The following is an 18,902-nucleotide window of genomic DNA, read 5'->3' on the forward strand; positions in this document are numbered from 1 at the left end:
GCGGGCGGTTTCTTTTCCGGAATCAGTTGCATACCTGTTCGGCCATGCGATCATCCGTGTTCCCCGTCACTTGCATTCGCGGTTTCTCTGTAGAAGATACCTTTGCTCCCCCTTACATCTGCTCGCCGTAACGAACAAGGAGACTCATGCGCAAGACGCTGTTCGCAATGCTGCCCCTTCTGATAAGTTCCGCTCTCTTCGCACAACAAGCCCTCAACAATGAGGGCGTGATGAATCTCATCAAGGCCGGGCTCTCTGAAGGTCTGATCATCTCCACTATTACTGCCTCACCCGCTGCCTATGACATCTCCGCGAATGCACTGGTTGCTCTCAAGACCAGTGGAGCAACGGACAAGGAGATTTCGGCAATTGTGGTGAAAGCATCTGGTATCGCGGCGCCAGCGTCCGCGAATGCGGTTGCCTCAGCGCTTCCTGCCGGGATCGACGGTGTTGGGGTGTATTACAAGAACAAGGATGGCGTCTGGACCTCTCTGCCCGCTGAAATCGTGAACTTCAAGACCGGAGGGTATCTCAAGTCTCTGGCTACCAACGGTATCGTCAAGGGAGATGTGAATGGGCACCTTGTTGGCGCCCACTCCAAAACGAGCCTCACCTTTCCGGTAACGATTGCTGTCTACTTACCGGAAGGCACAGACATCATGGAGTACCAGCTGCTCCGCTTTCGTGAACACAGCGACAATCGTGAATTTCGCTCGGTCACGGGCGGAGTCTTCCACGCTTCCGGTGGTGCTAAGCGGGATCTGATCGAGTTCAAGTCGGACAAGATCGCTCCGCGTGTATTCCAGATTGTTCTTGAAACCTCTATGGGCAAGGGTGAGTACGGAATCGTCCCCCCCGGCGCGTACTCCAGCTCCAACATGGCAAGCGGCGGAAAGGTCTACACCACGTCAGTCATCGAATAGGACAACAGCGCGGCGGGGTTGGACCCAATCCCGCCGCGCTCCCTCCCCGCACTCCAGCCGGTCCACAGCTACTGCGCGAGTGCCGCTGGGCCGCCTTTGTTGAATCGGACGGGTCAGGCGTGGCATCGTTTAGATTGTTCCCTGTGAACCGTCGTGCTTTTCTCCGCAACTCTCTCTCCACGACTGCAGTGCTTCTTCCTGTTGCAGGCCTCCCGCAGCAGGGCGCCTCGGCCCCTGCGGCCGCCGCGCTCGCTAGCCGCCAAAGCTGGCTCGAGCTTCTGCTGCGTGTTGCGCGTCCGGTCCTCGAAGCGGCGGCAGACGGCAAGCTCCAGCAGCTCATGCCCGTCGAAGCCGCACCGGGACACGAAGCGGATCGCCACACGGTCACGCACCTCGAGGCAGTGGGACGCACCCTCGCCGGCATCGCTCCCTGGCTTGAACACGGAGAGACCAGCGTAGACGAAGGCCGCGAGCTCAGCCGTTCCCGCGACCTAGCGATCGAGAGCATCGCACGCGGGGTTGCAAAAGGCACCCCCGCTTACCTGAACTTCGGCGCGCAGCGCCAGACCATCGTCGATGCGGGCTTCCTGTCGCTGGCGCTGGTGCGAGCCCCGCAACAGCTTCTCTCCGGACTGCCTTCCGAGGCTCGCAGCAACCTGGCCGACGCGCTGCGCGCCACGCGCGGGCTTGCCCCGCCTTTCAACAACTGGCTGCTCTTCTGCGCCATAATCGAGGCGGCGCTGCTGAAGCTCGATCAGCCGTGGGACCGGATGCGCGTGGACTATGCGCTCCGCGAGCACGCTTCCTGGTTCCTCGGCGACGGAGTCTACGGCGATGGGCCGCACTTTCACGCCGACTACTACAACTCCTACGTCATCCATCCGTTCCTTCTCGCGCTGCTCGACGCGGTCGGTTCGTCCGACCCGGCGTGGGCCAAAATGACGGAGGCGATCCGCGCCCGCGCCACGCGCTATGCCGCGCTCCAGGAACGGATGGTCGCACCGGATGGCAGCTTCCCTGTCGTGGGTCGCTCGATCACCTACCGCTGCGGCGCTTTCCACCTGCTGGCCGACGCGGCGCTCCGGCATCTGCTCCCCGCCGCGCTGCCGCCGGAACAGGTCCGCTGCGCGTTAGGCGCGGTGATCGGCCGGACCCTGGGCGCGGGCAACACCTTTGACGCCGCAGGGTGGCTGCGGATTGGTTTGGCCGGGCACCAGCCCTCGCTCGGCGAGACCTATATTTCCACCGGCAGCCTGTATCTCTGTACGGGGGCGTTCCTGCCGCTGGGGCTTCCGGCAAGCGATCCCTTCTGGACAGGCCCGAGCCGTCCGTGGACCTCGCAGCGCGCCTGGACTGGGGAAGATGCTGCTGCCGATCACGCACAGGACGAATAGGGGCTGGGCCAGGGGCTGGGCTCTCTTGTTTACCAGGTAGTTATCTTGAACGATCAGCTAAGTTCCGCGCCTATGGCTGGTTGGAGGCTATTTTCCCGGGTGGGCGGGATCTGAATCGTGATCTGTATCACTGGCACCATCAAAGTATCTAGCTAATTATGAATAACTTATGAGATTTCAATGTCCAAAGCCAAAAAATAGGAACCCATTAATTTTATGGTTACGTTGGATCGGTGGCTGATGACGAGCCCGCGCGTGATGTGCGGTTGCGACGAGCGAAATCCACCATGGGCCTGGGCGGTAGTGCATGCCAGGATTATGCGACAGGGTTGGTGTTGGTTGATGTGCCGGTGATCACGGAGGTGTGTGACGGCTGCGGCCGGTCATGCGGAGCGGTTCAGGAACGATTGAATGGGTGGGGACTTCAGGGCCATTCGACGTGGGCGAGTATCGAGGCTAAAGCCCACCCATTTCAGCCGCGTGTGCGGCAGGTCCGTGCGGATGCCCGGACCTGCCAGTCGTGCTCTTGCTTTAGAAGTTCACGGTGACCTTCCCTGTCAACGACCGGGGCGTGACGTAGTGCGTGCCCGAAAACGTGGAGAGGAAGTTATACAGCGCATAGTCATTGGTGATGTTCACCGCCGTGAGGTTCAGGTCCACCTTGTAGCGATCGGCGTGGAATACGTTATCCTTGCCGACGGTGGCGTCGAACAGGCTTCGCGGCGCAATGCGCGGCGGATTCTTGTCGTTGTTGCCGGTGCCGGGCGCCGGAATGGTGATAAGGGAAGAACTGAACTGCGACGCCAGGCAGGTCGCGGGCAGCGGGTGTCCCGGTGTAGCGCGTTGTCCGTCGCAGATGAACCCCGCCTGGAACTGCTGATCGGCCGTGAGCCCGCTCAGGTCTACCGCCGGCTGGCCGTTCACCATCGTAGTTGTGCCGTCGCAGGCGCTGTTGGGATCGTGCGAGAGCGGATTCCAGCAAGGCGCCGAACCGGCCACCTGGCCCGAATCGTAGCGCCAGTTGAAGCCGCCCCAGAGTCCCTTGATAAGACGGCCATGCGCGAACGTGTACTGTACGTGCGTGGTCTGGTTGAACTTCTCGTCGTGATCGATGCGGAAGGGCAGGCCGGTCTGTCCCACCGTGGCTCCCGCGCCCGCAACCTGCGGCGGGAAGAACCGCGCTGCCACGGACGACATGACAGAGTAAGCGCTGAAGTGGCGGAACTCGGGCACCGCAATGTGCAGCGCGTATCCCGGGATCTTGGAGTTATGCCAGTCGACGGGGAAGGTGATGGGGGTGTTGCCCAGAACGCTGAAGTCGAATGCGTTGTGCGTGTACTTCCAGATGTACTCGCCGCTTGCCACCAGGTGCTTTCCAATGGCCTGCTGAATGCCGGCGTGGAACTCGTTGCGGTAGCCCGGCTGCTCCGTTGTGGCCACGCCCGGCGTGCAGCTCAGCAGCGGAGACAGCACTGGATCGGTGCATCCTTCGCTGGCCAGCACCAGGTTCTCGTTAAACGGTGTCTCCAGCGTCCGTGCATAAGAGATGCTCAGCACTGTGCCTGAGGGCTTGATGTTGTAGCCCAGGCCGAGCCGAGGCTGCGCCTGGGTCGCCGTCGTCAGCCCGTTGTACAAATCGCCGCGAATGCCAAGGTTCGCCGTCCAGTTCCCCTTCTTGATCTGGTCCTGCACGTAGAGGCTCACGATCTTGATGTCGGCGCGGCCGGCGTAGTGATAGTAGGCCCCGGCGCGCGTCAGGTCGTAGGGAGCAAGCACCGGAAGGTAACTTGGATTGGCGCTCAACGACCCTGCGCACTGCGATGGATCCGAGTAGCCTGCCACTGGATTTCCGCCAGCATCCACGCAGGGTGAACTGAGCGCATAGAACGGATCGACCACGCCCAGGCTGTCTCCTTCGCGGAGGAAGGTCGAGTTGTACTCGGCGCCCGCCTTGAAGTTATGGCCTCCGCGCACATAGGACAGGTTCGCGTTAGCGCCCGCGTTCAGCAGCGATCTGGCCTGGGAAATCGACGACGTCTGCAGGTTCTCCGGCCCGCGATCAGCCAGCGGATTGTTGCTGGGATAGTAGTGGTACTGGTCCTTGCGCACGTAGGTGGTGAGGTTGAACACCGAGTTGTTGTTCACCACGCGCGTATAGGTCGGCGCCACGTTGAAGGTGACAATCTGCGACCGCTGATCGGTGTCGCCCACGCTGCCGAACACCGGCGCCGCGCTCGCCCCGCCCGCAAGCACGTTCTGCACATTCACGTTGTCATAGGCATTGGGATTCTGGAACCACGAGCGGCTGTAGTTCAGGTTGAGGTGCAGTGAATCCACCGGCGACAACGAGTAGTCGATGCGGTCGAATGCGTTCTCCTCGTTGCCCTTGTCGTGGATCACGCTGAACTCCGGCGGATCAAGGAAGCGGCCGGTATTCATGCCGTCGAGCTCGAGGAAATTGCCCCAGTTTTTGTTGCCGTAGGAGAGATCGAAGCTCGCAGTGCCGGTGCCGAAGGTTCCATAGGTACTGCTGAAGCTGCCGGTGGGCTTGGAAACGCCCTGGCCGGACCGTGTTGTGGCCACGATGACCAGGCTGGTCTTACCGCCGTACTCGGCCGGCGGCGCGCCGGAGATGACCTCAATCGACTGCACGGAGTTGCTGGGAAGTTGGTTGGAAAAGACCTTGCTCTGCTGATCGGTGATCGACTGGCCATCGACCGAAAGCGAATTCTGCGCGTGGTCGCCGAGGCCGTGAGCCATGCCGTTGGAGTCTGCGGAGATGCCGGGCGTGGTCTGCGTGACCAATGCGGTGAGCGACGACGACTGGCTCTCCAGAGGAACCTTGATGAACAGGTCGCGGTCGACGTCGGTGTGGAATGTGGGGTCGTTCTCGACCAGGTCGCCCGAATTGGCCTCGACGGTCACGGTGGAAGTAGCGGCGGAGATGCGCAGCACCGGGGTCAGGTTGACGGCGACACTGGAGCGCACGTCCACAGCCTGCTGGAAACGCTGAAAACCCGACGCGGTAACGGAGAGCTGATAGGAGTTGAACGGCAGGTTGGTGATGTCGAACTGGCCGGTTGGGTCGCTGGTAACGGTGCGATCGAGGCCGCTGACGGCGTTGTGGAGGTGGGCCGTCGCCCCGGGGATGACCGCGCCGCTGGGATCGGTGACGGTGCCGTGGACCGTGCCTGCGTTTCCGCCCTGCGCGGCATAAGCCGCAGGTGCGGTGGCCGCAACGACGCCTCCGCTTAAACATAGTAGGACTGTTGCAAAACTGGTGCGAGCAATGTCGCCGAAACCTGGCATAGTCGTGTTTCTCCGAAGGGTGGGCCCTGACGAAAGGGACTCTGAACGGCAAACGGACCGCTTGCGGCGGTTCCCCGATGCGCCTTCGTATTCTCCATCAGCTCTTGCGATCAGTGCGATCAAACCGGCGTTCCCGAAGAAACGCTACGAATTAAAGCTGATCAGGAAGCTGAAAGAGAAGTTCAGGCGCTCGCGTCAGCAGCCTGCCGGCGGAGGCCGGGTAAAAAGAGTCGGATGCCAGGGCCGGATGATCGTGCTCGTCTGGAGGGCGGGCAACGAGCTTCCGAACTGCACCAGAACGATCAAAGCGATAGCTGCCACGGAGGGTGCGGCAGCATGAAGCACAATGCAAAGCTGGCAATGATCGGCATCGGTAGCCGTGGAGTGGACGTGAGCCACTTGCACCAGCGACAGCAAGGCGAGCAGAATCAGGCACAACACCGCGGTGGCTATCGCGAACCCGCGAAGCCTGCGATGATTGCGGCCTGTCTGGAACCAGTTCAAATTGCGGTAACCCGTACCTTCAGGATACACAGGATTGGATGCGGCAGCGTGGGATGCGTTTACACGCAGGCACAATTCGCCGGCGCACCGTCTACTGGTTAGACGAATGAAACGTCTAAAATGTGTCTGCCGCATTCTGCGCCGAGGCGCAGCAGGGGACCTCATGCCACGAACTCTGTTCATTCGACAAGCATTCCGGGCGGTTCTTGCCGCCGCGCTGCTCGCGCCAGCCGTTTTTCCGGCCGCGGCACAGAAGACGCTGCCTCTCAAGCAGGGGGCTCCCGGCGTGCAAGTCAACCATCGCCTGATTCTCAAGGACGGCAGTTACCAGCTGGTCCGTAAATATGAGGTTGTGGGCGATCGTATCCGCTATCAGTCCGTGGAACGCGGCGGGGAGTGGGAAGAACTTCCGGCCGACATGGTCGACTGGGACGCCACTCGAAAGTGGGAACGCGACCACATTCAGCCGGCCGTGGAAGACGCTTCCCCGGCGATGGACGAGGCCAAGGACATCGACAAGGAGGAGGCTGCTGCACGCGAGGAGGAGAAAGCGCGGATGCCCGAGGTAGCCCCCGGTCTTGAACTTCCGGACCAGGACAGCGTGTTCGTCCTGGACACCTTCAACGGCACTCCGGCTCTGGTTGAGCTGCAGCCCAATGAGTTAGCTGTGGACGCCAAGACCCATCACGGGCTCAGCACCTTCAACCCCATGGCCGCCAGCCGCGCGAGCATCGAGCTGCCCGGCTCCCACGCCAAGGTGCATCTGCATGTAAATGACCCGGCTATCTACTTCTCGCTGAATTTGACGGACAATGCCGAACAGGTCACCTCGCACGCGATGACGGTGAATACGGCGGGGCAGAAGGACGTGTCCACCCGCAAGCGCGGCGCCAACTCACCCAAATCGGGGTTCGCCATTGTGCGGGTGGAAGAGCGCAACAAGGTGCGGATTATCGGCTCACTCCGTATGAGCCGCAGCGGTGACATTACGCAGGACGAAAACGTTATTCCGACCAAGGTCGAGGTGGTTCCCGGCAAGCACTGGCTCAAGGTCACGCCGGCGCAGCCGCTCACCATCGGCGACTATGCGCTGGTGGAAATTCTCTCGCCCACCGATCTCAACCAGACCGTCTGGGATTTCCGCGTCAACCCGATGCTGGGCGACAACACCGGGTCGATCACCCCGATACTCAAGCAGGCGTCACAACCCTGATTCACGGCTTGCGCATCCGGCTGGGCTGCTGCGGAGGCTCAGCCGTTTTCTGTCTCGCGTGCCCTGCTCAGCCGGACGCGGCGCTTCTCCCACTCCTCTGACGAAAAGATCCGCGGACCCACCTCGATCAGGCGCGGCATCATGTTGAAGACCGCGATCCTGCTCCACGGGCGCCCACTGCGCTGCCGGAAGCCTTTCTCGTTCAGGTCGCTCACGATGGCGGAGTAAGAGAAGTCCTGCGCCAGCAGATCCATCATCAGCAGGAGCACCTGGTTTTCGGCCGGGTGCAGTTCAAGGCGCTTGCAGTCGTCGGAGATGCGCAACCCGAAAGGAATCTCCTCCGCCCATGCGCCTTCGGTAGGCGCTTCCGAGTCAGGCAGTTCGCGCCTCCACTCGATGGAAACCAACTGCCACCCCGCCGCGGTCCTCTGGTCGATGATTTCAGGGCTGAACGGCCCAGACAGAACATCGCGCACGCGCTCAAAATACGCCATCACCCGCCTCCTTCCACCTGCTGAGCAAGTGTAAGGCAATTCCAAAGCCAGATTCGCGCCGTTGCTGCAGTCTGTATCCCATTGATCCGGAACATGATGCTTTCCAGGGGTTTTGCATCAGCCCGAGCATGGTTGTCCACTTCCGCAAGGCCATGTCCACTTCCGCACACCCGACGGAAGGGTTTTGCAAGTGATGTGCGCGGCGCCAGAGATGGACTAACGTTTGCGATGGCTCTGCCGATAAGCCGGGTGGGCGCGCGCATCCACCAGCGGGCTCGATACCGATCAGGCTTGAAAATGGGAGCGACCCTTTACACGTTTGAATCCGTCAGCGACACATCCGAGTTTTGGGAGATGTCGCATGAGGAGTTGGCTGAAGGCTGCATTCGCGTGGCCGAAGGGCAATTCCCTCAAACACGCCCTTTGGTCCGCGCCGAGGCGGTGCGTCTGTTCCTGCTGTGGCGCGAGGCTATGGGCACGGACGGTACGACTTGCGACGAGAAGGAGCGGCAAGCCGGAATGCTTGCTGCGCTGCGCAAACGCACCATCCAGGTGCTGATCAGGGTCAGCCTCCCACCTGCCGCGCAGATTGCCAACACAACGGATCTGTACGATGACAACTGCGCCTGAACCTCAGTCGCGCCTGCGCGGCATTACATGGAGAGGATAGTCGGTGGTTCGTTCGCCCTGGCGGCTGAGAATCCGCCAGGGCGAACGACTCTGGGGGAAGTAATTTAATTTAGATAACTCGATAGGATTGGGTATAGGTGTAGCCCGGCCGCTGAACTTAACGGGTAACTGGACGCCAGTTCAGACGAAGTCAGGAGTTATGTATGCCGGGGTGAATTGAGTTAGCGCTGCACATCGACGGTGAGGGTAATATCATCGGCGACCGCCTGATTGTTGAGCACGGCGGGTGTCCAACGAAATTGACGGACTGCATTGACGACGCGCGCATCAATGGCAGGGTTGACGGAATGAATGACCTGGATGAGCCCGGGATTGCCGGCTGCATCCACGTTCACTTTGAGAACCAGCTTTGTGGAGCTGCCAGGTGTTGACGGCAACTCATCGGAAGGGATGGAGACGCGCGACGTGTAGACGAGGCGCGGGCTGGTAACTCCGGTTGAGATTCGTTGGGAGGCGGGAGTGGAGGCGTCGCTTAACTGCTGAGCCGGAAGAGCCGCGGCGGTAAGGGATAGGGATGAAAGTAATGTGGCGAGTAGTATACGGCGCATATAAACCTCCTTTGCGTTAGTAGTTACCGACACCAGTTTCGCCCGGCTCGCTATCGACAGTCAACGACTAAGTTGACGGATTCGAGTTATCAATGACTTGCCTCCGTTTCTATACTCCATTGCGGGATTTACATGAGGATGAAATAAGGAATGACACACCTGTTTATCTTGCGTTGATTTGGAATTCATGTTCGGCACGCGAAATCTCGCGATCCCGCGGTTCCGAGAAATGGCAGCCCGGGCTTTGCTCGCGATGGTATAGTTCCCTGCATGAATCGCAGTCTTTTCTTCCCCATGCATGGTCTGCTGATGGTCGTGTCCGGCATGGCGTTATGCGTTGCCGGATGGGGCAGGCTTGGCGCGCAGGCAGCGCCGATGGCGGGGCACGATATGGCGGAGATGCAGCCGGTGCCTCCGCCGGAGAAATTGCCGCAGCCCGTACGCATGACCGGCATTGGCAACAGCCACATCAAGATCAAGGCCACGCCGGAAGCCCAGGCGTGGTTCGATCAGGGACTCAGCCTGCTGCATGACTTCTGGGAGTACGAAGCCGCAAAAGCGTTCCAGCAGGCCATCCGCGTAGACCCGCAGTGCGCGATGTGCTGGTGGGGACTGGCGGGGGCAGAACAGATGCGCTCCAGCCACAAGACCCCTTATGTGAAGCATGCGTTAGCTGAGGCACAGCGCCTTGAGTCACAGGCGAGCGAATCTGACAGGTTCTACATTGAAGCGGCTGCGGCGGAAGAGAAGGTGAAGGAAGACGATCGCACCCAGGTGCAGGCCATTTATCGGAATCTGGTGAAGAAGTATCCCCAGGACATTGAAGCGCGGATTTTCCTTGCGGAATCGCTGTGCGACGGGTACGACGATGCCGGCGAGCCGAAGGGTGGACAGAAGGACTGTATTGCGGTTCTGGAAGGCGTGCTCAAGGATGCGCCCGGCGATTCAGCTGCGAATCATTACTGGATTCACGCGATTGAACCCGGCAATCATCCGGAGCGGGCGTTGAAAAGCGCGGCGCTGCTGGCGAGCCTGGCGCCCACATCGGGGCACATGGTGCACATGCCGGGCCACATCTACTATCGGATCGGGGATTACGCCACGGCGGAGCATTGGTTTGCCGCTTCGACCGAAGCAGATGAAAGGTACATGCGTGAACAGCACGTGAGCCCCGATGACGACTGGAATCATATTCACAACCTGATGTATGCGATCGCGAACAAGATGGAGCAGGGCAAGTTCGAGGAGGCCAACGCGCTGAGCGACCATGCCGCTGCAACGCGCGGCCGACTGTCGGCTTCCCTCTATATCTGGTCGGCGCGCGACCAGATGACGCGGGTGAACGATCGATTGCCCGTGGCCCTGCGCAGGGGTAACTGGGATGCGGTATTGAATCTGCTGGCGCAGGCAAAGTTGGAAGGCGGGAACACGCAGAACCTGCGCTGGCTCACGTCGGAGCTGACGGAATATGCGCAAGGGATGAAAGCGCTGGATAGCGATGACGTTGCCGCAGCACAGGCTGCCAGCGAACGGATGGACGCTGCATTGTGGCGTCTCCATCAGCAAGCCGCGGATGAGCCAAAGAAGGATGCGAAAGACGATGCACCAGCCGAGGAGCCGGTGATGCCCGATGCTCTGCCGGAGCCGATCCTCAAGAGCCTGAGCGTGGAGTCACTCGAATTGCGCGCCGGGATCCTGGTGGACCAGGGCAAACTCGACGAGGCGAAGAAGCTCTACGCCGCGGCCCAGGGTGAAGAGCATAAGCTCGGCTATCACGAGCCGCCGATGTCCATCCGGCCGGTGGGCGAGACGGAGGGTGCGGCGTTGCTGAGGGCGAAGGATTATGCCGGTGCGCGCGAAGCCTATGAACGTGCGCTGAAGGAACGCCCGAATTCGGGGTTTGGCCTGTACGGATTGGCACGCGTGAAGGAGCTTTCAGGCGATGCGGGCGGAGCACGCGCGGCCTATGCTCAGTTCCTCAAGGCGTGGGAGCACGCCGATGGCGGCGCAGCTGAGATTGAACATGCAAAGCAGTTAGTGATCGAGCAGAACGTAGCCGCGCATTAGCGTGCGCCCAAAAGCAAAACGGCCCGAATCTCATCCGAGATTCGGGCCGTTTTGCTTTCGTTGATGAGCCGTTAGGCCTTGGCTGAAGTCAGCTGCCCCAGATCGGCGGCCATCTTCTCCGTGGTGAAGGCTTCGATCAGGTCGCCTTCCTTCAGGTCGCTGAAGCCATGGATGCCTATGCCGCATTCCATGCCATTCGTGACTTCCCGGGCGTCGTCCTTGAAGCGCTTCAGTGAGGCGACCTTCCCCTTGAAGACCTGTTCGCCGTCGCGCATGACCTTCACATCCGAGTCGCGGCGGATCACGCCATCCTGGACGCGGCAGCCTGCGATGGTGCCAACCTTCGGAATCCTGAAGATGTTGAGCACCTGCGCACGGCCCTGGTAGTTCTCCTTGAACGTGGGTTCGAGGAGGCCCATCATGGCCAGGCGCATCTCGTCCTGCAACTCGTAGATGATGGAGTGCAGGCGGATGTCGACATTCTCCTGCTGCGCCAGTTCCGCGGCCTTGCGCTCCGGCCGCACGTTGAAGCCGATGATGATGGCGTTCGACGCGGTGGCCAGCAGAACATCGGACTCGGTGATGGAGCCTACGCCCGAGTGAATCACCTTCACGCGAACCTTCTCGGTCGACATACGGATCAGGGAATCGCCGAGCACTTCCACTGAGCCGGTCACGTCGCCCTTGATGATGAGCGGCAGGTCTTTGACGCCGGCGGTGCGAATCTGCTCCGCCAAGCCCTCGAGCGAAACACGGGAGCTCTTGGCAAGCTGCGCCTCGCGCTCCTTCATCTTGCGGTACTGGGCGATGCCCTTAGCCTTGTCGCGATCGGCAACCACGAGGAACGTATCGCCGGAGTCGGGCATGGCTTCAAGGCCCAGCACTTCCACCGGTGTGGACGGCCCGGCTTCGACGATCGCTCTTCCACGGTCGTCGAACATGGCGCGAACCTTACCGAATGTGTTGCCGACGATGTAGCTCTCGTTCAGCTTCAGGGTGCCGTCCTGCACGAGGACGGTGGCAACGGCGCCGCGGCCGCGATCGAGCTTGGCTTCGAGCACCGAGCCCACGGCTTTGCGTCCCGGAGTAGCCTTGGGAGCCTTGATGTCCGAGACCAGGCAGATCATTTCGAGCAGCAGGTCGAGGTTCAGGCGCTTCTTGGCTGAGACTTCGACGAACACCGTCGAACCCTCGCCGCCGCCGGCCCATTCTTCGGGAATGAGGCCGCGATCGGCGAGCTGCTTCTTGACGCGATCCGGATTGGCTTCAGGCTTGTCGATCTTGTTGACGGCGACGATGATGGGCACGTCCGCGGCCTTGGCATGGTCGATGGCTTCGAGGGTCTGAGGCATCACGCCGTCGTCCGCCGCCACCACGATGACGACGATGTCCGTCACCTTGGCGCCGCGGGCACGCATGCGCGTAAACGCTTCGTGACCCGGGGTATCGAGGAAGACGATTTCGCGGCCCGATGCCGGCGAGCCTTCCTTGGCGAACCTCACCTTGTAAGCGCCGATGTGCTGGGTAATGCCGCCGGCTTCGCCCGCCGCCACGTCGGTTTCGCGGATCGCATCGAGCAGGCTGGTTTTGCCGTGATCGACGTGTCCCATGACCGTGACCACGGGGGCACGGGGCAGTTCCACCATGCCGGTGTTATCGGACTCGAGCACCTCTTCGATGGCTTCGTTTTCGAGTTCTTCTTCGTACGTGATCACGTTGGCCGCGGCGCCAAAGCGGGCAGCCACGTCCTTCACGGTATCGGCGTCGAGGGTCTGGTTGACCGTAACGAAGATGCCGCGCATCAGCAGGATAGCGATCAGGTCCTTGGCGCGGATCTCGAGCTTCTCCGCCAGGTCCTTCACGCTGATGCCTTCGGTGACCGTGATTTCACGGGTGATGGGGAGAGGCTCGCTGGTGAAGTTGGCTGCCCCGCCAAACCTTGGCGGCGGGACAAAGCCCTTCATCGGGCCTTCCTTGGTCTTGGGATACTGCTGGCGTCCGCGACCCCTGGGAGCTGAAGGCCCGCGCGACGGGCGCGGAGCTTCGCCTTGAGGAGGCGCGCCGGCACCCGGACCGCCGAAGCCGCCGGGACGAGGTCCACCAAATCCACCCGGACGAGGTGCACCGAACCCGGGACGCTGCCCGAAGCCTGGACGTCCGCCCGGACCGCCGGGAGCGCCGCCTGGCGTAAATCCGCCCGGAGCCGACCGCGTGGGGTGCTTGGGACGGGGTCCGCCGGGGAACCCGCCGCTGGGTGCGCCCTGCGGGCGTTGGCCGAAGCCACCCTGTTGTTGGGGCGCGCCCGGAGCACCGGCGCGGCGATCGAAGATGGGGCGGTTGCGTTGCAGATTTCCAGTCGCAGCGGTACCTGGGGCAGGCGCAGCGGCGGCAGGAATGATGGGTGCCTTGTACACGGGACGGGGCCCGGTTTGCGGCATGACGACGCGGCGCACCGGGACAGCCGGCGCGGCTGGCGGCGCAGGCGGAGCCGGCGTTGCAGGGGCCGGAGCTGGCGCCGGAGTTTCCGGCACAGCGGCGGTCACGGCAGGTTCGGCAGCGGGAGCAGAGGCCGCTTTCGGTTCTTCAACCTGCGCGGAGACGGGAGCCGGACCGCTGACGATCTCAGGGGCAACCGGGGGCGGCGCAGACGCAGTGGGTGCGGCAGCTTCCTGCACAGGGGCGGGAACGGCCGGAGCCGGCGGCGCGGCGACCATAACGGGAGCCCTGGGAGCAACGGGAGCTGGCGCCGGGGCGGCCGCTTCCGGGGCACGCGGGGGCGCCGGCGGAGCCACAGGCGGCTTTACCACAACCGGAGTGGCAGGCGGCGCCGAGGCGACCGCCGGACGCTGCGGCACGGGTGCGCCCACAGGCGGCTTGGCCACTACCGTGCCCACCGGGGGCCTGGAAGCGATTGCCGGCGGCTTGGCGGGCGAGGAGATGATCTGCGGCGCCTGGCGTACGGGCGGCATGATCTTCCGCGGCGCAGGCGGCGCAGCGGGCGGAGCCGCCACTATGGGCGGCCGCGAGGGAGCCGCTGCAGCCGGCCCGGCTGGAGGAGCGGGCGGAGTGGGACGCGCGGGTGCATGGCTGCGGCGCGCGGCGTCTTCCTGTTCCTGCTTCCTGGCCAGTATGGCTTTCGCCACGTCGCCGGGCTTGTTCACGTGCGACAGATCAATCTTGGGCTGAATTCCCTGCGGCGTTCGTGACCCCGAACCTGCCTGACCCGAGCGTGCATTGCCGCGTCCAAAATGCGCACGCACCTTCTCCGCCTCGTGATCCTCAATGGAACTCGAGTGCGTAAGCTTGCCCTCACCCAGGCTCAGTTCCGTCAGTACGTCAAGGATCTGCCTGCTTTTGACTTCCATCTCGCGCGCGAGATCGTTGATTCGAACCTTGCTCATCCGCCTCTTTTCAGAATCTGCTACCCAAAGCCTTAAGTGCTCATAGCTACCTCATGGCGTTGGTTGCTGCTGTTTACTTCATGATTGCCCGATTGGCCGAAATGCCCGTTGCGCGTCCTGCGCTCCGTGCTACTCAGCCACTTCATCTTCTTGCTCTGCCGCTGCGGTTTCTTCCTCAGCGGCATCATCCTGCATTTCGTGCACCAGGTCGCTCTCATCCGCCGCGGCAGAGCGCTCGAGTGCCGGTTCTTCCGAGGCTTCGCCGGCTGCCTCAGTCTCTTCTGTAGGTTCCGACACGGCTTCGTGCCCGGCCGCCGCTCCGGTCTCTTCCGCGACTGGCGCCTCGGTTTCTTGCGCGACTGGCGCCTCGGTTTCGGAGACGCTTTCCTGCTCGCCGCCAGCCGGGGCGGCTTCCGCAGCCGCACCGCCTTCACCCTCTTCAAAGTGACCGAAGTAGTGCCGCACGGCCACGCTGATACGCTCCAACGTCTTCTCGCCGATACCCGGGATTTCTTCGAGCTGCTCCGGGGTCATGTCGGCCAGCGACTCCACCGTGGTGATTCCCGCCGCCACGAGCTTCTGGATGATGGTGTCACCCAATTCCGTAACCTGCTCGATGGGCGTGGTTGGACCGCCGCTGAGCGCCTGCATCTGCTGTTCGACTTCCTGGCGCTTTTCTTCCTCGCTCTTAATGTCGATCTTCCAGCCCAGCAGCTTGGCAGCGAGGCGGACGTTCTGGCCCTTCTTGCCGATGGCGAGCGAGAGCTGGGTGTCATCCACAATCACTTCGAGCTGCTTCTCACCGAGGTCGGTGATTGAAACGCGGCTCACCTTGGCGGGCTGCAGAGCCTTCTCGGCAAACGTAGTAATTTCTTCGGAGTACTCGATGATGTCGATCTTTTCGCCGCGCAGCTCCCGGATGATCGACTGCACGCGCATACCTTTCATGCCCACGCAGGCGCCCACCGGATCCACATCCTTGTCGCGGCTCATGACAGCGATCTTGGTACGCTCGCCGGCTTCGCGGGCAATGGCGCGAATCACCACGGTGCTGTCGTAGATCTCAGGAACCTCCGACTGGAACAGGTTCTGCACCAGTTCCGGCGCCGCCCGGCTCACGATCACCTGCGGCCCCTTGGCCGCGCGATCCACCTTCAGGAGAACCACCCGCACGCGCTCGCCGATCGAGAACGACTCCAGCCGCGACTGCTCGCGTTTAGGGCACCGGGCCTCTGCCTTGCCGAGGTCGAAGATGACGTCCTGGCCCTCAACTCGCTTCACCGTGGCGGTGAGCACTTCCTTTTCGCGGTGCGCATATTCCTGGAACACGGTATCGCGCTCGGCCTCGCGCACCTTCTGAAAGATGACCTGCTTTGCCAGCTGCGCGGCGATGCGGCCCAGGGGCGAAGTGTCCCTGTACATGCGGATCTCGCTGCCGACCTCGACGCCGGGCGCCAACTCATTGGCCTCTTCCAGCGTGATCTGATTCACGGGATCCTCGACCTCGTCATCGTCTGTCACTACGGTCTTGTAGACATAAGCCGTAATTTCGCCCGTCTCCTTGTTGAGCTCGCCGCGCATGTTTTCCTGAGTCTTGTAGTACTTGCGCGTGGCCAAGGCGATGGCTTCCTCGACCGCGCCTACCACGATCTCGGGCTCGATGCCCTTCTCCCGGCTGAGAAGCTCGATGCTTTGATACAAGGGACTGGCCATTCTTCCTTACTCTCTTTTGAATTCGTTGCGGCGCGATGAAACGGCTACGCCGGTTAAATTTCCTGGAATCAGACGCTGATCAGACCTTGTGGCCTGCGGGGCTGGTCCCTGATGCCTGGCTTTAAATCTCGGGGATCAGTTGCGCTTTCTCGATGTTACTCAGCGCAATCTCCACCGTCGTCCCGCCGCTCTTCCGGCTCTTGCTGTTTTGTTTGACTGCGGCGAGGTCAATGGTGATGCCAGGGCCGCCGGATTCGCTCAAGTCCGGCTGAAACCCGGCCAGCCTACCCTGCCAGTGCCGATTGTTGCGAATCGGCTCAAACGTCTGCACCTTCACCAGGTTTCCCGCAAACCGTTGGAACTCTTCGGCTTTGGTCAACTTGCGGTCGAGCCCCGGAGAACTCGCCTCCAGGGTGTATTCTGCGCCCGGAACCAGCTCTTCCACGTCCAGCAAAACGCCAAAATCGCGGCTGAACCCCGCGCAATCCTCATGTGTGATGCCGGAGAGCTGCGCGGGACTCAATGTGCCCTCCCGCAGCGCCTCGGGCAGTTCCTCTGCTTCCTGAGCGGCCCCAGACTCGATCTGGGCTTTCAGGCGTTCACGCCCCTCGGCGTTCTTTTCCAGATAAACCCGCAGGGTGCGTTCCTTGGCGGACCCGGCAAACTCCACGTCGACAACATCGAGCCCGTGCGAAGCGGCTACCCGCTGCGCTGCGCTCCGAATTGCGTCCAGTGAGACTGCCATCTTCCTCATTTGCCGCAAGTTGCGGCGGCCGTGCCTTGCTCGTCCGGGCCCTTGCCCCGCTTCATTCGCCGCGGGTTTTCAAGGGGAATTGGCGCCAAATAAAAAGTGGGCTGTTAGCCCACTCATCTCTCCGCCAGCCGGTCAACCTCACGAGAACCTGGCGAACAAACGCGTCTGCTCAAATAGAATACGGCCAAACGGCCCGGAATTACAACCGCCTGGCGGAAGAAGGCGGCGAGCCGCCGATCCCGCCCGGGATCCGTAGCCGGGTAAACGAACGACTGGCAGGCGAGGAAAGTCGGCCGCACCGCGGGTGCCCTATCATCGAATCATGGCAGACACTTCACCAGGTTTGACCAGCTTTGCCGGCGCATCGAACCGCGCCCAGCTCCTCGATCACGCCAAAAACGCCGCCCTCGACTATCTCGCCGGGGTAAATGACCGTCCGGTCGCCCCATCGTCTGAAGCTATCGCCGCCCTCGACCAACTTGGCGGCCCCGTTCCCGATCAGCCTACCGATGCTGAGGCTGTGCTCGATCTGCTGCACAAGTACGGATCGCCGGCGACGGTGGCCAACGGCGGGGGCCGCTATTTCGGCTTTGTGAATGGCGGGTGCGTTCCAGCCGCCATGGCGGCCGGCTGGATGGTGAATACCTGGGACCAGAATGCTGCGATGCACGTGCAGTCGCCCACCGCCGTCCTACTTGAGGAGACCGCCATTGAGTGGGTTCGGCAGCTTCTTGGCCTGCCCGACGGAACTGCCGGAGCGGTGGTGACCGGAGCCACCATGGCGAATTTCTCCTCGCTGGCCGCCGCCCGGCATGCGCTGCTGGAGCGCGCGGGGTGGGACGTCGAAAACGATGGCCTCTATGGAGCGCCGGAGATCACCGTGGTTGTCGGCGAAGAAGCTCACTCCTCGGTCATCAAGGCGCTCGGCATGCTGGGCCTGGGCCGCAGGCGGGTGCTGCGCGTGCCCGTGGACGGCGAGGGCCGCATGCGCGCCGATGCCCTGCCCCACCTCAACGACCGCACCATCCTGTGCCTTCAGGCGGGCAACGTGAACACCGGCGCCTTCGATCCAGCGGCCGCGATCTGCCCGGAAGCCCGGGCGGCCGGCGCCTGGATCCACGTCGATGGAGCCTTCGGCCTGTGGGCGGCCACCTCGCCCGCGTACGCTCACCTCACGCGCGGCTACGAGCTCGCCGATTCCTGGGCTACGGACGCTCACAAGTGGCCTAACGTCGGCTATGACTGCGGCATCGCGCTGCTCCGGGATCCTTCCGCCCTGCGCGCCACCATGGAGGTGAAGGCCGCTTACCTTCATCCGGGCGAAGAGGTCCGCGAGCCCTCGCACTTTAACCCGGAGCTTTCGCGGCGGGCGCGGGGAGTGGAGTTGTGGGCCGGCCTGCGTTCGCTGGGCCGGAGTGGCATTGCCGAGATTGTGGAGCGGACCAGCCGCCACGCGCGCCGCTTCGCTGAGGGGCTCGCCGCCGCCGGCTACCGCGTATTGAATAAGGTGGTCATCAACCAGGTGCTGGTCGACTTCGGTGCGCCGGAAAAGACTTTGCGCACGGTTGCCGCGTTGCAGGAGGAAGGCACTTGCTGGTGCGGCTCCACAGTATGGCAGGGGCACACGGCGATGCGCATCAGCGTGTCGTCCTGGGCGACGACCGATGAGGATGTGGAGCGAAGCATGGCGGCGATTCTTGGCGCTGCCGAGAAGCAGCGGAGCTAGCCAGTCAAGCGGAGTCAGCGGAGTTGGGCCGGTGCATATGGATGATCCGACGGAGTGGCGCGCTCGCTATGTTTCCTGGGATGAGAGCGCCCGGCTGATCGCGGGGATCGAGGGCACCACGCCCGATCCTGCGGCGGGTCTCTTCGGTCCCGCGTCCGCAAGCTGG

The 18,902-nt window shown here is 62.4% G+C and carries 13 protein-coding genes; 6 read left to right on the forward strand and 7 right to left on the reverse strand.

What is annotated here, in order from left to right; genetic code table 11:
* Window positions 1-146 precede the first annotated feature (146 nt).
* Window positions 147-923 carry a hypothetical protein gene (locus VGL22_RS14435; RefSeq protein WP_465267638.1) on the forward strand — a complete coding sequence of 259 codons (777 nt, stop codon included), beginning with the start codon at window positions 147-149 and terminating at the stop codon, window positions 921-923.
* Window positions 924-1,066: 143 nt separating this feature from the next.
* The gene (locus VGL22_RS14440) at window positions 1,067-2,317 is read left to right on the forward strand and encodes a DUF2264 domain-containing protein (protein WP_465267639.1); all 1,251 of its coding nucleotides are present in this window, start codon (window positions 1,067-1,069) and stop codon (window positions 2,315-2,317) included.
* Window positions 2,318-2,848: 531 nt separating this feature from the next.
* On the opposite strand, the gene VGL22_RS14445 is transcribed toward VGL22_RS14440, so the two are convergent.
* Window positions 2,849-5,626, reverse strand: coding sequence for a carboxypeptidase regulatory-like domain-containing protein (locus tag VGL22_RS14445; RefSeq protein WP_465267640.1), 2,778 nt, complete (start codon window positions 5,624-5,626; stop codon window positions 2,849-2,851).
* A gap of 195 nt (window positions 5,627-5,821) precedes the next feature.
* On the reverse strand, window positions 5,822-6,205 hold the full coding sequence (locus VGL22_RS14450; RefSeq protein WP_465267641.1) for a hypothetical protein: 384 nt from the start codon (window positions 6,203-6,205) through the stop codon (window positions 5,822-5,824).
* Between the two features lie 88 nt (window positions 6,206-6,293).
* On the opposite strand from VGL22_RS14450, the gene VGL22_RS14455 reads away from it, so the two are divergent.
* Window positions 6,294-7,343 (forward strand): hypothetical protein, encoded by a 1,050-nt coding sequence (locus tag VGL22_RS14455; protein ID WP_465267642.1) that lies wholly within the window; start codon window positions 6,294-6,296, stop codon window positions 7,341-7,343.
* 38 nt (window positions 7,344-7,381) lie between these two features.
* On the opposite strand, the gene VGL22_RS14460 is transcribed toward VGL22_RS14455, so the two are convergent.
* Window positions 7,382-7,837, reverse strand: coding sequence for a recombinase family protein (locus VGL22_RS14460; protein ID WP_465267643.1), 456 nt, complete (start codon window positions 7,835-7,837; stop codon window positions 7,382-7,384).
* A 297-nt stretch (window positions 7,838-8,134) separates the two neighbouring features.
* Between VGL22_RS14460 and VGL22_RS14465 the strand changes: the two genes are divergently transcribed.
* Window positions 8,135-8,467 (forward strand): hypothetical protein, encoded by a 333-nt coding sequence (locus VGL22_RS14465; protein WP_465267644.1) that lies wholly within the window; start codon window positions 8,135-8,137, stop codon window positions 8,465-8,467.
* A 221-nt stretch (window positions 8,468-8,688) separates the two neighbouring features.
* Here VGL22_RS14465 and VGL22_RS14470 read toward each other — a convergent pair whose 3' ends face one another.
* Window positions 8,689-9,075 carry an energy transducer TonB gene (locus tag VGL22_RS14470; protein WP_465267645.1) on the reverse strand — a complete coding sequence of 129 codons (387 nt, stop codon included), beginning with the start codon at window positions 9,073-9,075 and terminating at the stop codon, window positions 8,689-8,691.
* A gap of 270 nt (window positions 9,076-9,345) precedes the next feature.
* Between VGL22_RS14470 and VGL22_RS14475 the strand changes: the two genes are divergently transcribed.
* The gene (locus tag VGL22_RS14475) at window positions 9,346-11,142 is read left to right on the forward strand and encodes a tetratricopeptide repeat protein (RefSeq protein WP_465267646.1); all 1,797 of its coding nucleotides are present in this window, start codon (window positions 9,346-9,348) and stop codon (window positions 11,140-11,142) included.
* 71 nt (window positions 11,143-11,213) lie between these two features.
* On the opposite strand, the gene infB is transcribed toward VGL22_RS14475, so the two are convergent.
* From infB to VGL22_RS14490, 3 genes are all read right to left on the reverse strand, one after another.
* On the reverse strand, window positions 11,214-14,543 hold the full coding sequence (gene infB / locus VGL22_RS14480; RefSeq protein ID WP_465267647.1) for a translation initiation factor IF-2: 3,330 nt from the start codon (window positions 14,541-14,543) through the stop codon (window positions 11,214-11,216).
* Window positions 14,544-14,672: 129 nt separating this feature from the next.
* Window positions 14,673-16,256, reverse strand: coding sequence for a transcription termination factor NusA (nusA, locus tag VGL22_RS14485; protein ID WP_465267648.1), 1,584 nt, complete (start codon window positions 16,254-16,256; stop codon window positions 14,673-14,675).
* A 121-nt stretch (window positions 16,257-16,377) separates the two neighbouring features.
* On the reverse strand, window positions 16,378-17,001 hold the full coding sequence (locus VGL22_RS14490; protein WP_465267649.1) for a ribosome maturation factor: 624 nt from the start codon (window positions 16,999-17,001) through the stop codon (window positions 16,378-16,380).
* Window positions 17,002-17,332: 331 nt separating this feature from the next.
* On the opposite strand from VGL22_RS14490, the gene VGL22_RS14495 reads away from it, so the two are divergent.
* Window positions 17,333-18,736: a pyridoxal phosphate-dependent decarboxylase family protein gene (locus VGL22_RS14495; RefSeq protein ID WP_465267650.1), complete on the forward strand. Its 1,404-nt coding sequence runs from the start codon at window positions 17,333-17,335 to the stop codon at window positions 18,734-18,736.
* The last annotated feature ends 166 nt before the right edge of the window (window positions 18,737-18,902 follow it).

Origin of the sequence: Occallatibacter sp. (assembly GCF_036502485.1) — a bacterium.
Lineage (GTDB): Bacteria > Acidobacteriota > Terriglobia > Terriglobales > Acidobacteriaceae > Telmatobacter.

Excerpts from the sequence above, each read along its gene's own strand:
- VGL22_RS14435 (WP_465267638.1), top strand. The coding sequence starts at position 147 with ATGCGCAAGACGCTGTTCGCAATGCTGCCCCTTCTGATAAGTTCCGCT.
- VGL22_RS14445 (WP_465267640.1), bottom strand. The coding sequence starts at position 5,626 with ATGCCAGGTTTCGGCGACATTGCTCGCACCAGTTTTGCAACAGTCCTA.
- VGL22_RS14455 (WP_465267642.1), top strand. The coding sequence starts at position 6,294 with ATGCCACGAACTCTGTTCATTCGACAAGCATTCCGGGCGGTTCTTGCC.
- VGL22_RS14460 (WP_465267643.1), bottom strand. The coding sequence starts at position 7,837 with ATGGCGTATTTTGAGCGCGTGCGCGATGTTCTGTCTGGGCCGTTCAGC.
- VGL22_RS14465 (WP_465267644.1), top strand. The coding sequence starts at position 8,135 with ATGGGAGCGACCCTTTACACGTTTGAATCCGTCAGCGACACATCCGAG.
- VGL22_RS14470 (WP_465267645.1), bottom strand. The coding sequence starts at position 9,075 with ATGCGCCGTATACTACTCGCCACATTACTTTCATCCCTATCCCTTACC.
- VGL22_RS14475 (WP_465267646.1), top strand. The coding sequence starts at position 9,346 with ATGAATCGCAGTCTTTTCTTCCCCATGCATGGTCTGCTGATGGTCGTG.
- infB (WP_465267647.1), bottom strand. The coding sequence starts at position 14,543 with ATGAGCAAGGTTCGAATCAACGATCTCGCGCGCGAGATGGAAGTCAAA.
- nusA (WP_465267648.1), bottom strand. The coding sequence starts at position 16,256 with ATGGCCAGTCCCTTGTATCAAAGCATCGAGCTTCTCAGCCGGGAGAAG.
- VGL22_RS14490 (WP_465267649.1), bottom strand. The coding sequence starts at position 17,001 with ATGGCAGTCTCACTGGACGCAATTCGGAGCGCAGCGCAGCGGGTAGCC.
- VGL22_RS14495 (WP_465267650.1), top strand. The coding sequence starts at position 17,333 with ATGGCAGACACTTCACCAGGTTTGACCAGCTTTGCCGGCGCATCGAAC.